The sequence below is a fragment of the Puniceispirillum sp. (SeqCode) genome, from assembly GCF_965657105.1.
Taxonomy (GTDB): Bacteria; Pseudomonadota; Alphaproteobacteria; order Puniceispirillales; family Puniceispirillaceae; genus Puniceispirillum.
In genome coordinates this window covers 1-16,296 of record NZ_CBFHNB010000053.1, presented here as the reverse complement: position 1 = coordinate 16,296, position 16,296 = coordinate 1, and the positions used below count along the sequence as shown (strand labels likewise).

The following is a 16,296-nucleotide window of genomic DNA, read 5'->3' as shown; positions in this document are numbered from 1 at the left end:
CGTCGGCATGACACGCAGCTGTTTTGCCCGAATGCCAGCCAATAGTAAATTGAACCAATGCCTGAGTGAAAAATGACGTTATCTGATCCCCTCATTCTGACTGCCAGCCTGATTGCGGTTGCGTTTGTGGGTCTGTCCAAAGGCGGGTTTGGCGGCGCATTTGGGCTTTTAGGGGTGCCTATAATGGCGTTATTCATCCCCCCTCTTCAAGCTGCGGCCTTGCTTTTGCCAATCTATCTGCTGATGGATGCGGTCAGCCTTTGGACATGGCGCGGTCAATGGGACAAACACATTTTATGGCAGATGGTGCCTGCAGGGCTTATTGGCATTTTTATCGGCTGGCTGACAGCATCAATTGTATCAGACGCCGCCGTAAGGCTTCTGGTTGGGCTTGTGGCTCTGGGTTTTGTTGTCATGACAGTTATAAAAGCCAGATATAAAACGGCAGATAAAGCCAGAACCGGCAACCCGCTTTCAGCAGGTTTTTGGGGTTTGTTATCAGGGTTTACCAGCTTTGTTGCCCATGCTGGCGGCCCAACATTCCAGATCCATGTTATGCCCATGCGTTTGTCGCCTAGTCTTTATACGGGCACCAGCGTGGTCTTTTTTGCCTTTATGAATGCCAGCAAAATTATTCCCTATTACGCCTTGGGACAGTTTGGTTTGTATAATGTTTCAGCACTGCTGCCGATGTTGCCGGTGGCGGTCATTGCCACCCTAACTGGTGCTTTCATAGTCAAACGGATGGACGCTAATAAATTCTACCCTTTCATGTACAGCATGGTCGGTATCGTATCGATCAAACTGATTTATGATGGGATGAGCGCATTATGATTTTGCACGTTGGTTATGTTCAATTCATTAGCAATATACCCCGACGAATGTGTGGGTGATAAAGTGCCAGTTCATATACCGATATAAAATTAAAACAGCAGATCCAATGTTATTGCCTAGCACTGTTTTGATTGCGACGCATTACCTGCTATTCGCAAACCGTATTAACTAGGATAATCGCGCAAGAAAACCCATTTTTGTGCATCTGATTGATCCGGTTGATAACTATAGCCACCGCTATTGAAACCCTTTAAGTCATCAGTCTGTGTTAACCGGTTCTGAATGATATAGCGCGCCATTGCCCCACGCGCCTTTTTTGCAAAAAAGCTGACAATCTTGGCTTTGCCTGCCTTATATTCCTTAAATACGGGCGTGATCACCCGAAGCTTAAGCGCCGATAAATCGACAGCGCCAAAATATTCCTGCGACGCACAATTAACCAAAATCTGGGATTGTGTCGCGGTGCCCTGAGCATTTAGAGCCTCGGATATCTGATGCCCCCAATAATCGTAAAGCGATGAACCTTGTGATGTTTTTAATCGGCTTCCCATTTCCAGACGATAAGGCTCAATCGCGTCAAGCGGCCGTAAAATTCCATACAAACCAGATAATATACGCAAATGATGCTGTGCCCATGCCATCTCATCAGAATCAAGCGATGCTGCCTCTAGCCCCTGATACGTATCACCGGCAAAAGCCAAGGCAGCAGGCTTCTTGTCTTGACTTCCAAAAGCAGCAAAACGGTCAGCGTTTAATTGCGCTAGGTTCGTGCTCAGTCCCATCAGGCTTTGCAGATCTTGCAAGCTTAGCTCACGAGCCACAGCAGCTAGGTCATCTGCATGGCGGGCAAAAACTGGTTCGGTCGGCACCACCCCATCCACAGGCTGCATATCTAATTTTTTTGCTGGTGAAACCACAACAAGCATTGCACTCTCCTCTCAAGATAATGCTAAATTAACGTGCAATGAGCTAAACGTCCAGAATTGCATCAGCAATAATTAATAAAACGGATTTGCAGATCAGCATCAATATCTATTAACTATAAACATTATGTTGGGTTTGCCCATGATCGGGTTTAGCATTAACAAATAAAGTGACGTAAACATATATTTCAAACCTTCGAGGATAACGATGACCGACGCCAATATATCAGCACTAGACATGCGCGGAAAAAACCTTCGGATCAATAGTGATCGTCTTTGGGATTCGCTAATGGACATGGCCAAGATTGGCCCTGGTGTTGCCGGTGGCAATAATCGCCAGACACTGACCGATGAAGATGCTGAGGGTCGCCGCGTGTTTCAGCAATGGTGCGAAGCTGAAGGCATGACTATGGGGCTGGATAAATTGGGGAATATGTTCGCCCATCGGGACGGCACTGACCCAACATTACCTCCTGTAATGATTGGCAGCCATCTCGACACCCAACCCACTGGCGGCAAATATGACGGTGTTCTTGGTGTCCTCGCAGGATTGGAAATCATCCGCACCCTGAATGATACAGGCATTAAAACCAAACATCCGATTGAGGTTGTAAACTGGACAAATGAAGAAGGCGCCCGCTTTTCACCGCCCATGATGTCATCCAGCGTGTTCGCCGGTATGTATTCGACGGAATGGGTCTATGATCGCGAAGATGCAGACGGCAAAACCGTAGGCGACGAGCTTGCCCGAATTGGCTGGTTAGGCGACGAGGATGTCGGTGCCCGTAAAATGGCGGCTTTCTTTGAACTTCACATCGAACAAGGCCCCATTCTTGAAGATGAAAATATAGATGTTGGTGTCGTTACCCATGGCCAGGGATTAAAATGGCTTCAGGTGACATTGACAGGCAAATCATCACATACCGGTTCAACACCAATGAAAAATAGGGTCAATGCCGGTCTGGGCATGGCTCGGATAACACAGTTGGTTGATGAAATTGCGTGGTCGCACGCGCCGCTAGCCGTCGGCGCGGTAGGGCATTGCGATGTTTATCCTAACTCTCGCAACATCATTCCAGGCAAGGTCGTATTCACAATCGATTTTCGCCATCCAACACAAGACGTCATTGATGATATGGAACAGCGCCTGCGAAAAGGTGCCCAGAACATTATCGATGAAATTGGTCTGACGATGGAGATTGAACAGGTAGGGCAATTTGATCCTGTTACATTTGACGAAGGCTGTGTGTCTGCCGTGCGCCGCGCCGCTGAACGGCTTGGTTATTCACATCGCGATATTGTTTCCGGCGCTGGTCATGACGCCTGTCTTATAAACCGTGTGGCACCAACCGCTATGGTTATGTGTCCATGTGTTGATGGCTTATCACATAATGAAGCAGAGGAAATAAGCAAAGAGTGGGCAGCGGCCGGAACTGATGTTCTGTTTCATGCTGTGCTCGAAACAGCGGGCATCATCGATGATTAGATATAAAACCTGACAAACCATTCATATAGCTTGGTATCAAAAGCATAGTTAATATGATCAATTCATAAGCAATATCTGTTATAAATTTTACAGCGAGACGACTTTAGCGAGGAAGTATACATGATTGTTGATCTGATTGGCTATACTGACAAATTGTCAGGACGACCTGGTGATACTATAAATTTTAAGGTGTCCAGCCAGTTAGATGCCCCCATCAAAGCCCGGCTTTTGCGTTCAATATGTGCAGATGCCAATCCAGCTGGTATGGGCATTGTCGAAACGAGCTGTGATGATCTCTTTACGCCGCAACAATTTACTGCCGTAAACCAATCCTTTCAGCCTGGCTCCTATGCCAAAACCACTGTTCCATTACAGTGCCATGCCGAGGATAATATTCAGATATCTGTTTCGGTGTTTCCAACCTTATTGACAGCCGATAGTCAGACCATTCTATCGATTGGAGAAACCCGACTTGATCTTGACGCTAATGGCCTTGTGAGTTTCATAACACAACAAGACAAAATCACCGGCAAGACAGCTTTAAGTTTGCATAAATGGTATATGATAACCCTAGATATTCAGGCGAATGGTGAGCTTAGCCTGTGCGTCATGCGGCTTGATAATGATAATAGTGAAACCGTAACGCTGCAATCTAACAAGGCATCGGATATAATGGAATTTGATGGTCTTGTATGTCTTGCCGCCATGATAGGCGCAGAAGGGCCAAGCCAGTTTTTCAACGGCAGAATCGAAGCGCCATCAATTAGTGCCGATAACATAGCCATTGCCAGCTGGAATTTGGCCACAAACATGAACAGTCTGAAAGTGCCTAGTGCCTTGGCGCACCTTGACAGCGGCCATGCATTAACTCTGGTTAACGCGCCAACTCGTGCGGTATGTGGTAGTAAATGGGACGCAAGTGAATTGAATTGGCGTCATAAGCCCGATCATTATGCGGCTATCCATTTCCATGATGATGATATTTATGACTTTGACTGGGAAACCAGCTTTTCATTTACGATCCCCGATGACATGCCATCTGGCATTTATGTGATGCGCATTACCTGCGGCGACCATGAGGATGCCATGCCGTTTTTCGTGTGTCCGCCCAAGGGCATTCGCCGAGCTAAATTGTGCGTTCTTGTTTCAACATTTACCTATGCCATCTACGGGAATCACGCGCGGCCAGATTATGTGCCAGCATGGCAGGAACGCATAAAAGAGTGGGGTGCCTATCCGCATAATCCAGCAGCCTTTCCACAATATGGCTTATCAACCTATAACAACCATAGTGATGGTGCGGGTATCTGCCATGCGTCTCATAAACGTCCACTTTTCAATTTACGCCCAGGCTATATAACCTTTGGCGCCGCTAATTGTTCTGGTCTGCGCCATTTTCAGGCTGACAGCCATTTGATCGCTTGGCTTCATAATCAGAATATTGACTATGATATCGTCACTGATGATGAAATTGACCGTGAAGGCCTTGCAGCTATTGCGGGTTATGACGCGGTGACGACAGGCACACATCCAGAATATCATACAAGTAATATGCTTGATGCGTTGACAGCCTACCGCGATGCGGGTGGCGCGCTAATCTATCTTGGTGGTAACGGCTTTTACTGGCGTATTGTCCGTCATATGGAAGACCCTGATCTGCTTGAAATTCGACGCGCAGAAGATGGACTGCGTGCGTGGGCATCTGAGCCTGGAGAATATTATAATGGTTTTGATGGCTCATATGGCGGGTTATGGCGTCGAAATGGACGTCCCCCGCAAAAACTTGTTGGTATCGGCTTTACAGCACAAGGTATTTTCGAGGGCATGCCCTATAAACGTGTTTGTGATGACAGCGCCTTTGACTGGGTTTTTGATGGCATTGATGATGGACCAATTGGCGATTTTGGCTTTAGCGGCAACGGCGCGGCTGGGTTTGAACTTGATCGCATCGACTCAAAGTTGGATGAAGGTCAGGACATAACAATACTAGCGCAATCCTATGATACACGCGATACATTCATGCTGGTGCCAGAAGAGCAATTAACACATTTGACAAATCTATCAGGCGGCAGTGAAAGCGAAGCCAAGCGCGCTGATATGGTCTATTTCAAAACGCCATCTGGTGGACAAGTGTTTTCCGTTGGCTCAATAACCTTTTGCGGCAGCTTGCCTTGGAATAATTTTGATAACAACGTATCTAGACTGCTTCGCAACGTCATAGATCGCTTTACCGGCATTCGATAGCATAGTCATATAAACTGCTTTAAAGCGGGGGACGGCCGATTGACGGGGTCACTGACTCTATAGCTGCACCAATGCGTATCGCCATGGCTTCATCATGCGCTCTAGCAATAATTTGCAAGCTATGCGGCATACCATCACTAGCCAGTCCTGTCGGCACACTCAATCCACACATCGCCAGATAATTAAACGGGCGCGTGAAATGGCCTGGTGAGATGGATTGATCTACATCGGTAATGATGGGTGCTGTACTTGTCATTGATGGCGTCAATATGGCATCAAAGCCGCTGATGGCTTCGTTAAATTCAACACAACGTTGGCGGCGGGTTTCCAGCATGCGCACATAATCATGCGCCAGATACGTCTTGCCCGTCAGTATACGTGTACGAACATCCTCATCCATTGGCGCGGCTTTATCTTCATATAGATGCCCATGATTGTTATAGGCCTCAACCGCGGTAATGGCGCCATTATCATCAGCAAGGCTGGCATAGTCAAATGGTGATGTGAACACCTCTATATCCGCCCCTAGGCGTTGCAGTGCTTCTACTGCCTGATCGTAACCTGCCAGAATATCAGCCGTGCAATTCTCGCGTTCCGACTGTGCCATCTGCCCTAACTTTAAGCCACGCACACCTTTACCCACCATCTGATAAAGCCCATTATGGACACGCATATCATCGTCAATAGCGCCGCCTTCCCGACCCAGCATGATTTCATATAGCATCACAGCATCGGTAACTGTCTGGGTCATTGGACCAGGTGAATCAAGTGTTTGTGCCAACGGGGCGATACCATCACATGGTAATTGACCTTCAGTTACTTTCAGACCTGTGATACCGCAATAGGCCGCTGGCAACCTTACCGAACCGCCTGTATCCGACCCGATGCTGCAAACCGCCAGCCCAGCTGCAGTTGCGACACCCGAGCCTGAAGACGAACCACCAGGGATACGATGGTTTTTCAAATCCCAGGGATTCCACGGTGTTCTCATTTTCTGGTTAGTACCCCAGCCCCCAAAAGCTGACTCGACCGTTTTGCTTTTACCAAGAACAATGCCACCAGCGGCAATTAAGCGCCTTACCACAGTGCCTGATTTCGGTGACACACGATCTTTTAGCGCCATTGACCCATTCGTGCATATATGGCCTTCAAGGTCGTAAATATCTTTTAACGCAAAGGGAATGCCATGAAATGGCCCAATCCGATAGCCTGACATAAACGCCTTGTCTGCCGCCTCGGCCGCTTGCATCGCCAGGTCAAAAAATACGGTTTGATAGGCATCAAGATGCGCATTATGTTTTTCAATCGCCTGCAAATGGGCATCAACCACCTTCGATGGCTTTATTTGTTGCTTTGCATAGGCCGCTGACAGGCTTTCAATAGTGCCAAACAGATTAGTCATACAGGTCTCCTGCTATAAATTGCACGATCAGGAACGTTTGGCGGCAACCTTCTTTTTGGCGGTAGTTTTTTTGGCTGTAGCCCTATTCTTTGAAACAGCTTTCGTTGGTTTAGAGCCACTTTTCCAATCTTTACCAGGCACAGCAGCCAAAAGATCGCGCGTATATTCATGTTGCGGATTAGCAAAAACATCTGCTGTTGCACCTGTTTCAACAACTTCGCCATAGCGCATCACCGCCAGCCTGTCGCATACCTGTGCTGCAACCCGTAAATCATGGGTAATAAAAATCATAGACAGATTCATCTGGTCTCTGATCTCTTCCAAAAGGTCAAGGATTTGTGCCTGAATAGACACATCAAGAGCTGACACAGGTTCATCAGCAATCAAAATTTCCGGTTTTAGAGCTAAAGAGCGCGCAATGCCAATCCGCTGACGCTGACCACCCGAAAATTCATGCGGATAACGATCAAAAGCACGTTCATCAAGACCGACGATTGAAATAAGTTCACGCGCCCTTTTATCGGCTTCTATTTTACTTATGCCTTGCGTTACCGGCCCCTGAGCGATGATATCACCAACCTTGATACGCGGATTTAACGATGCAAAGGGATCTTGAAACACCATCTGAATTTTGTTGCGCCATAAACGCATCTCTGCACGGTTGAGAGCATTTATCTGCGTGCCTTCAATGCTGATTTCACCTGAGTCGGTATCCATCAGACGGATGATACAGCGTGCCAATGTCGACTTGCCTGACCCACTTTCACCAACAATACCGAGTGTTTCGCCCTTATAAAGATCAAGGGTCACATTCTTGACCGCCTTAACTTCACGTGTTGCTGCCCCAAACCCAAAAAGCCCACGACCACCACCGAATGTCTTGCACACATCCCTTGCCGTCAGAACCTGAGACTCTGACCGTTTTCGTGCCTTTCGTGGAGACAGGCTCGGAACCGCATCAATAAGGGCCTGTGTATAGGGATGAGTCGGGTTATTCAGCACTTGTTGCACTGTCCCACTTTCAACAACAAGACCATGTTGCATCACGGCAACACGATCGGCAATATCAGCCACCACACCGAAATCATGCGTAATGAAAAGCACGCCCGTATCGTTGGCTTTCTGCATGTCACGGATCAGTTTCAGAATTTGTGCTTGCGTCGTGACATCGAGTGCTGTTGTCGGTTCGTCAGCGATCAGAATTTTAGGCTTAAGCGCAAGCGCCATAGCAATCATCGCACGTTGTCGTTGCCCACCAGACAATTCATGTGGATAGGCATTCATAATATGCGCAGGATCAGGAAGATTCACATCTTCCAAAAGCGCAATCGCCTTTTTTGAACGTTCAGCGCTAGGCATATCGACATGATAGCGGAAAATTTCATCAATTTGAGCCCCAATAGACATCACCGGATTAAGCGCTGTCATGGGTTCCTGAAATATCATCGATATTTCACTGCCTCGGATTTCTCGTAACCGATCATAGCTGACTTTGGTAATATCCTCACCATTAAAATTGATTTGACCGTTTGAAACCTGCACATGTGGCGCGGGCAGTAATCCCATAACAGCCCGCGCCGTTAGCGACTTTCCCGACCCACTTTCACCTACCACGCAGAGGGTCTCACCCTGAGCCAAATCAAGATCGACCTTTTGCACAGCATATGCACGATCAGCACCCGCAGGTAACTGGATGAAAAGATCATTAATATCCAGAAGTTTGTTTTTCAATTTCTTTCTCTCAACCGCGGATTTAACGCATCATTCAAACCTTCACCAACAAGGTTGATCGCTAGCACTGTAATAAGAATAGCAATGCCTGGGAACGTGCAAACCCACCATGCTGACCGAAGCATGGTACGCCCCGCCCCAATCTGGAATCCCCAACTCATAATGTTAGGATCACCAAGCCCTAAAAAAGCAAGGCCACTTTCAATCAGGATAGCTGTTGCCACCATCAATGACCCAACCACGATAATTGGACTAAGACAATTTGGTAGGATTTCACGCATCATGATCCTAAGATCATTCATACCCAGCGTATGGCATGCTTGCACAAATTCCCGGTTTTTCAGAGCCATAAATTCACCTCTGACAAGTCGCGCCACACCGGGCCATGACACTACAGCGATTGCAATCACAATACTGACAATCGATGGCTTCATAATCGCGACAAGCAGAATGGCAAAAATGAATGAAGGAATGGTTTGAAAAATTTCGGTAACGCGCATCAGCAAGTCATCCAAACGACCGCCATAATATCCAGAAAACGCGCCAAACAGAACGCCAATGAACACCGCAACCATCGTTGCCACCAAACCAATCAACAGCGATGTTTTTGCCCCATGGACAATCCCCGCAGCCACATCGCGGCCCAGTGAGTCGCTGCCAAGAAGGAACCCGTTTGTTCCCGGACTCGACAATGGCTTACCAGCTAGGCGAAACGGGTCAAACGCATATAGTAAATCTGCAAACCCCGCCATTAAAACAACCAACATAATGACAACCAATCCGAAAACAGCAGATTTGTTGCGTTTATATCTACCCCAGAATTCCAGCATATTAAGAAACCTCAATTCTAGGGTCTAAGAAGCAATATATGATATCGACAACCAGATTAACAGCAATGACCAAAATTGATGACAACATGAAAATACCAAGCAACAGGTTTAGGTCGCGCGCAAATAGAGATTCAAAAGCGAGCATACCTAGCCCAGGCCAAGCAAACACTGACTCAACAATCACTGATCCACCAATCAGCGCACCGACTTGCACACCTGCCATCGTAACAACAGGAAGCAGAGCATTCCGCAATACATGGACAAAGGTAATCCGGCGTTCTGTCAACCCTTTGGCACGAGCTGTAATGACATAATCCTGACCATATTGTTCAAGCATCGAGGCACGCATCATGCGCGTATAAAGCGCAAGATAGAATAAGGACAAGGTAATTGTTGGTAAAACCAAATGCACCGCAATATCTTTGACTTTATCCCAGCCTTCATAAAAGGCGGCGACATTCTCCATACCACTGGTTGGAAACCAGCCCAGTTTCAATGAAAACACGACAATCATCATTAACCCAACCCAGAATAAGGGGGTGGCATAAGTGATCAGCGCAAACACTGTGATCACGGCATCTTTCCATGTGTTCAAGCGCATCGCAGCAAGCAAACCAAGCAGAATGCCAAAGCCAACTGCCAGAATGATTGTGCTTGTCATCAACAAGCCTGTGGCAGCAAAGCGATCAAAAATTAGTTCACTAACCGGCATATCATGGCGGAATGAATAGCCTAAATCTAGCACAGCTACATTCTTCAAATAAACCATAAGCTGAACTGGAAGCGGTTGATCGAGGCCAAATTTCGCGCGAAGCTGCGCCATATATTCGGGTGTCGCAGAGCCTGCCTCACCTGCTAGCACATCGACGGCATCGCCTTCAGCCAGATTTAAAAGGAAAAAATTAATCACAACAATGGCTAGGATAATCGGGATGCCTTGTAGCAACCGTTTCCCGACATATTTGAAAATTTTGGAAGATCGTGTCATGTCACATCAGCACTCAAAAGACGAAAAATTAACTTAAAAAATAAAGCAAATCGGGCCAGAATATCATTCTGGCCCGATCACAACTTTAGTCGTCCAAATAGGCTTCTCTGAACGAACCATATGCACCCATTGCCGAGCCATATGCACCTTTTAGTTTGGTGTTATACACAGTAAGGAATTCCAACTCAAACAGGTTAACAACAGGCATGTCGTTGGCCAGAATTGTCTGAATTTCCTTATATGTAGCTGTACGCTTGGCGGCATCTGGCTCTTTCGAACCTGAGTCAAGCAATGCGTCCAATGTTGGGTTGCTGTAGCGTGATGAGTTCACAAAATGTGTACCCTGACGGATCTGGTTAGTACCGTAGTGGCGATGAACACCCAGAACCGGATCTGGCAACTGGTAGAAATAGTTAATGTTCATTGCAAAGTCATAACGGTGATACACACGCTTCAACCATGTTGGAACGTCTTCGTAACGAAGTTCAAGCTGAATACCAATATCACCCATTGCTTGCTTCATATACTCACCAGCACGTCTTCAGTCCTCACCATAAGGGATAAGATCCAGAACCGCGGTCATACGCACGCCATTACCATCTTTCTTAAAGCCGGCTTTGTCGAGAATAGCGTTAGCCGCTGCAACGTCGCCTCTTTCAGGATAGTTTGGCATTTCAGCATGAAGGTTTGTCGCCTTGAAGTTACTGCTAAGCGCACTTGTCGCTGGCTTTCCATAACCAAAGAAAATCGTATCAATCATGAAACGACGGTCAATGGCTGTAGAAATAGCACGACGAACGGCAGAATCAACAAAAGCACCTTCTTTGGTGTTGAATTCGATCAAAGCCATAGGATTGATCATTGAATAGCCATCAGTAGTGACATCAATATCATCGCGCTCTTTCAAACGAACCGCATCAATATTAGGAATGGCGTTATATGCCGCATACATAACTTCACCATTTTCCATTGCCGCTGTACGTGTAGAAGCATCAGGGATGAAACGACCAACAATACGGTCAAGATACGGCAAACCTTCTTGCCAATAGTTTTCATTCTTATCTAGTCGGATATACTGGCCTTTTTTCCACTCAACAAACTTGAATGGACCTGTTCCAACAGGATTATTTGCCAATGGTGCAGATTTAATATCCTGACCTTCAAGAAGATGCATTGGCACCATCGGTGATTCATAGGCCGAGAATGATCTCATCATATATGGCGCTGGGTTATCCAGCTTAAAAATGGCTGTATGCGCATCCGGTGTCTCGATACTGCTCACTTCTCTGAAAGAATTGGGGCCACGAGGGTGCACCTTTTTCAATACTTCCAAAATAGTGAATTTAACGTCAGCAGAGGTAAATGGCGCGCCATCATGCCATGTAACGCCCTTACGCAGATTGAATGTAACGGTCTTACCGTCTGCACTTATGTCATAGCTTTCAGCAAGGATAGGAATCATCTTGCCGTCATTATCGTAATCAAACAGACCCTCATAAATTTTTGGCATAACCAAACCGATAGGCCCTGAGGTTGATACGTAAGACGCCAATGTCGGCGGTTCAGGCTGAACCAAGAACGAGAGTGTTCCCCCATCTTTTGCGGCATGCGCAGACACTGAACTCAATAACAGTGTCGCGGCTAGCGCAAAGCTTTTTAATAGTGTTCTCATGAATATTCTCCCTTGTTTACCAGCCTAAAATTACCATTAAACATAAAAAGCTGATATTGATAATTTATCGTTAAACAAAGCTGACGAACTGTCAAATAGTAAATATATGGACAGGCTAGAAAATAGCTAACCATGACACACGGTTAGATCAAAACTATAATTTTAATCTTAATTATTATTTAAATTTAACATCTACAGCATTTATTTAAAGTTCAGATAAATCGCCACGTCAGCATCTCAGCAATAGATTTCAGGCCCAACCCATTGTTGCGTTGAGTAGCGATCTCCATGAGCCCACCCGATCGGCAATGTGTCTTCAATGATGCGCATGTCCGCATCCGACAACGCGAGATGTGCCCCTTCGCAATGTTCAAGAAAATGCGACACTGATCTTGTGCCAGGTATCGGAATAATATGCTCACCCTTGTGGATCAGCCAGGCAATGGCCAACGCAGCAGCTGATAGCCCCATATCAGCTGCCAGATTGCGGAAACTGACTCCAGCTTTGATATTTGCTGAATAATTAGGTTCCATAAAGCGCGGGTTTTGTCTTAACCACTCCATCCCGCTTATGGCGTCTAGAGTATGTGGATTGTCAGTCAGCAATGAGCGCCCAACTGGAGAATAGGCAACCAAGGCCGTGCCAAGCTCCCTAGTTGTTTGCACCAGACCCATTTCTGGACTACGCACCGATAGCGAATATTCTGACTGCACTGCAGCAACATGATGAATTGCATCAGCACGGCGCAAAGACGCTGGTGCAATTTCCGAAAAACCAAAAGATTTGATTTTGCCTGATTTCACCAGCTCGACCAATGTCTCAGTAACATCTTCAATAGGGGTCTGGGCATCGCGGCGATGGATATAATAGAGATCGATAGAGTCAAGTTGAAGCCGGGCTAATGTTTTATCTAGCTCGGCTATTAGATATGCTGGGCTATTATCAAAATAACGCTTACCTGTTTCTGGGTTCTTGGCAATACCTACCTTTGACGCAATCGAAAAGAGATCGTTTCGGCGTGCACCCTGTTTGGCTAAAAATGTCCCAATGACAGTTTCTGACACGCCGCCACCATAAATATTAGCGGTGTCAATATGTGTGACGCCCTGATCAAGCGCTGCGGTCATCAACCGATGTGATTCAGACTCGTTGGTTTCGCCGTAAAAATTCGAAAATGACATCGCACCGATACCAATAGCTGAGACCATAGGCCCATTTTTACCCAAACGTCGTTGCTTCATTACTGCCTCACTAGGATAATTAAATGACACATACATCTTCATGTCACATTCAAGGTGGTGTTTTTGATTGGACACTGACTAAGCGATCAGACTATGCCCGTCATAGCCACCCTAAACAATGGAGGCGTGAAAGCTAGCAGATATTGAAGATTTATGTCTTAATTTAACAAAATTAAAAATGGCAGTGCGGACAATTTTCTGTATCAACAAGCGAGCAGTTTTTTGCGATTTCAAGATCACAAAAATGGCACAGGGCGAAAGCGTCACGCATCTTAATTTTATTCCCTTCAACAGTAATTCCCATTTTTTGTATTTTTTTTAAGGCACGTGAAAACGTTTCAGGTGTCATGCCAAGATGGCTGGCGATAGTCGCTTTCTTGAAACTTAACTCGAACGACATGCTGTTTGAGCCTTGTTCAATATGCTTTTGAAGCAAATAATGGCCGATACGCTGGAATGGAGTTTTTATGGAAATATTATCAACCTGATCTATGGCGCTTTCGTAATGTGTGGCCAGCGTTTTGAGCATATTGACCGAAAATTGGCTGTCTTTGAGTGCAAAATTTTTGACAAAAGATGCAGGCACTTCCAATATGCGTGACTTCGTTGTTACTTCTACCGCAAAGGGTGAATTACCGCCCATAAAAACGGTAGCCGCCATACAGCTCTCACCCTGATCAAGCATACGAAGCGTCACTTCGTCTCCCTCTTTACCAGTGCGAAAGGTACGCAAATGCCCTTTCAAAAGGATGAAAACGCACCACACGTCATCACCTTGCTGAACCAGCATTTTTCCACCTTCATATTCCTTGACCACAGAATGAGAAAGAATGTCTTGCAAGGCTAACTTATCCAACCCCTGAAAAAGTCGTGGTTTGCCTTTCGCAGATGATAATGGTGGAAACCAAGTTTCGGTTTCAAGATTTGTCATCACCTAAACCTATCAATTGAAACTGCATTGATCAGATAAAATTATCTAATCTTAATTTCAATCAATTCCATTTCAGTAAAGCTATGGCCATTAACCAAAACCGGTCAAGACACCGACCGTTATGCTTTGGTTTGTTTTGAAATAATGAATGGCCATCATGTGGAAGGTTGTTACAGATACCTATAGACGCCATGAAGCCCTCGAACTTGTCTAGGACATACAATTATGAGCACACAATTTGGGATATGAAGCTTACAAAGCAAATAAGATGGCGGAGGGGAAGGGATTCGAACCCCCGAAAGGAATTTCTTCCTTTAACGATTTAGCAAACCGCCGCCTTCAGCCACTCGGCCACCCCTCCGCAGGGTGATGCGCATTCATCAGAATTGTCATCAGAACAGGCACCAATCGTTTACACGGCGTATGCAGGCTTATCTCTAGCTATGAAAGCAATTTCTGTCAAACCGAAATGACCTAATTTGGCGCGCAAATCATCGCTTATTAACAGCTTTCGATCTGGCATAGAATTTTTGAGTCAAGTTAACCGTTATGCAAAGGTAATATCTAATGTGAGGCCAGTTTAAAGCGGTTAAGTTTCAGAGCCTTTTGGAGCATGTAGCCGTTATCGCTATAAGGTGTCACCTAACCATCCAGTTTGGCGCGCAATAGCTGATTGACCATGCCCGGATTGGCCTGCCCACCAGACTGCTTCATCACCTGACCCACAAAGAACCCAAATAATTTGTCCTTGCCGCCGCGATATTCGGCAACCTTATCCTCATTAGCCGCCATGACATCATCGATCAAAGCTTCGATGGCACCACTATCCGACACCTGCTTTAGTCCCTTTTCCTCGACAATATCGGCAGCCTGCTTGCCCGACACCATCATATCGGCAAACACATCCTTGGCTATACGTCCCGAAATAGTGCCATCGCTGATCATATCGACCAACCCGCCAAGCGCATCCGGGGATACAGGCGAACGCGCCAGATCAAGCCCCGCTTTGTTCAACGCCCCAAACAATTCAACAGTCATCCAGTTTGCCACCAATTTGCGGTCACGCCCGTTGCTTGCGGCTTCATAAAAGGCGGCTGTCTCACGTTCTTCGGTAATGACGGCCGCATCATAGGCGGATAGACCATAGTCATTCATCAAGCGGTCTTTGATTGAGTCCGGTAATTCGGGCAGTTCTGCCGCCAGCTTGTCAACGTCGCTTTGTGTGATCTCTAGTGGCAACAGATCAGGATCGGGGAAGTAACGGTAATCATGCGCGTCTTCCTTGCTGCGCATGGTACGGGTCATTCCGGTACTTGTATCAAATAGACGGGTTTCCTGATCGATTGTGCCGCCATCCTCGATGACTTCAATCTGGCGGGCAACTTCATAGTCGATGGCTTGCTGGATAAAACGAAGCGAGTTCAGGTTTTTGGTCTCGGTTCGCGTACCTAACTCTGCCCCAGGACGCCGAACTGACACATTGACATCGGCGCGCATCGAGCCTTCTTCCATATTGCCATCGCATGTGCCTAGATAACGTAGGATCGAACGTAATTTGCGAACATAGGCTGCCGCTTGCGTTGCCGAACGAATATCAGGTCGCGAAACAATTTCCATCAAGGCAACACCAGTTCGATTCAGATCAATATAACTTTTGCTTGGGTGCTGGTCATGCATTGATTTGCCTGCATCCTGCTCTAGATGCAAACGCTCAATACCGATATCCTTACTTGATCCATCGGCAAGATCGATCCGCAAGATGCCCTCGCCAACGATAGGTTGTTTGAATTGGCTGATCTGATAGCCTTGCGGCAGATCCGCGTAAAAATAATTCTTTCGGTCAAATACACTGAACAGATTTATCTCGGCTTTTAGCCCAAGACCGGTGCGTACGGCCTGATAAACGCATTCGCTATTGATAACAGGCAACATGCCGGGCATGGAGGCATCAACCAAAGATACATTATGATTAGGCTAGGCTCCGAATTTTGTTGGCGCGCCTGAAAACAGCTT

12 protein-coding genes, 1 tRNA gene and 1 pseudogene are annotated in these 16,296 nt (G+C 46.5%); 3 read left to right on the top strand and 11 right to left on the bottom strand.

Annotated elements, in window-relative coordinates:
• Window positions 1-72 precede the first annotated feature (72 nt).
• Window positions 73-834 (top strand): sulfite exporter TauE/SafE family protein, encoded by a 762-nt coding sequence (locus tag ACTF7Q_RS08115; RefSeq protein WP_438997340.1) that lies wholly within the window; start codon window positions 73-75, stop codon window positions 832-834.
• Between the two features lie 164 nt (window positions 835-998).
• On the opposite strand, the gene yaaA is transcribed toward ACTF7Q_RS08115, so the two are convergent.
• Window positions 999-1,760, bottom strand: a complete 762-nt coding sequence (gene yaaA / locus ACTF7Q_RS08110; RefSeq protein WP_438997339.1) for a peroxide stress protein YaaA — start codon at window positions 1,758-1,760, stop codon at window positions 999-1,001.
• 205 nt (window positions 1,761-1,965) lie between these two features.
• Between yaaA and ACTF7Q_RS08105 the strand changes: the two genes are divergently transcribed.
• Window positions 1,966-3,243, top strand: coding sequence for a Zn-dependent hydrolase (locus tag ACTF7Q_RS08105; protein ID WP_438997338.1), 1,278 nt, complete (start codon window positions 1,966-1,968; stop codon window positions 3,241-3,243).
• A 120-nt stretch (window positions 3,244-3,363) separates the two neighbouring features.
• On the top strand, window positions 3,364-5,487 hold the full coding sequence (locus tag ACTF7Q_RS08100) for a N,N-dimethylformamidase beta subunit family domain-containing protein (protein WP_438997337.1): 2,124 nt from the start codon (window positions 3,364-3,366) through the stop codon (window positions 5,485-5,487).
• A 19-nt stretch (window positions 5,488-5,506) separates the two neighbouring features.
• On the opposite strand, the gene ACTF7Q_RS08095 is transcribed toward ACTF7Q_RS08100, so the two are convergent.
• The 10 genes and pseudogenes from ACTF7Q_RS08095 to gatB form a co-directional block, all read right to left on the bottom strand.
• Window positions 5,507-6,889: an amidase gene (locus ACTF7Q_RS08095; RefSeq protein ID WP_438997336.1), complete on the bottom strand. Its 1,383-nt coding sequence runs from the start codon at window positions 6,887-6,889 to the stop codon at window positions 5,507-5,509.
• 27 nt (window positions 6,890-6,916) lie between these two features.
• A complete protein-coding gene (locus ACTF7Q_RS08090) occupies window positions 6,917-8,620 on the bottom strand; it encodes an ABC transporter ATP-binding protein (RefSeq protein WP_438997335.1) in 1,704 nt (567 codons plus the stop codon).
• Complete coding sequence (locus tag ACTF7Q_RS08085; protein ID WP_438997334.1) at window positions 8,617-9,450, bottom strand: ABC transporter permease; 834 nt, start codon at window positions 9,448-9,450, stop codon at window positions 8,617-8,619. The genes ACTF7Q_RS08090 and ACTF7Q_RS08085 overlap by 4 nt, the downstream gene beginning before the upstream one ends.
• Before the next feature lies 1 nt (window position 9,451).
• A complete protein-coding gene (locus tag ACTF7Q_RS08080) occupies window positions 9,452-10,438 on the bottom strand; it encodes an ABC transporter permease (RefSeq protein ID WP_438997333.1) in 987 nt (328 codons plus the stop codon).
• 85 nt (window positions 10,439-10,523) lie between these two features.
• Window positions 10,524-10,961 carry a hypothetical protein gene (locus ACTF7Q_RS08075; RefSeq protein WP_438997332.1) on the bottom strand — a complete coding sequence of 146 codons (438 nt, stop codon included), beginning with the start codon at window positions 10,959-10,961 and terminating at the stop codon, window positions 10,524-10,526.
• Between the two features lie 18 nt (window positions 10,962-10,979).
• Window positions 10,980-12,110 (bottom strand): ABC transporter substrate-binding protein, encoded by a 1,131-nt coding sequence (locus tag ACTF7Q_RS08070; RefSeq protein WP_438997331.1) that lies wholly within the window; start codon window positions 12,108-12,110, stop codon window positions 10,980-10,982.
• Window positions 12,111-12,347: 237 nt separating this feature from the next.
• Complete coding sequence (locus ACTF7Q_RS08065; protein ID WP_438997330.1) at window positions 12,348-13,352, bottom strand: aldo/keto reductase; 1,005 nt, start codon at window positions 13,350-13,352, stop codon at window positions 12,348-12,350.
• Between the two features lie 172 nt (window positions 13,353-13,524).
• Entirely contained in the window at window positions 13,525-14,283 is a 759-nt protein-coding gene (locus ACTF7Q_RS08060; RefSeq protein WP_438997329.1) for a Crp/Fnr family transcriptional regulator, read from the bottom strand.
• Window positions 14,284-14,552: 269 nt separating this feature from the next.
• Window positions 14,553-14,644, bottom strand: a tRNA-Ser gene (locus tag ACTF7Q_RS08055).
• A gap of 281 nt (window positions 14,645-14,925) precedes the next feature.
• Window positions 14,926-16,296: pseudogene (gatB, locus tag ACTF7Q_RS08050) on the bottom strand (Asp-tRNA(Asn)/Glu-tRNA(Gln) amidotransferase subunit GatB); the annotation flags it as partial.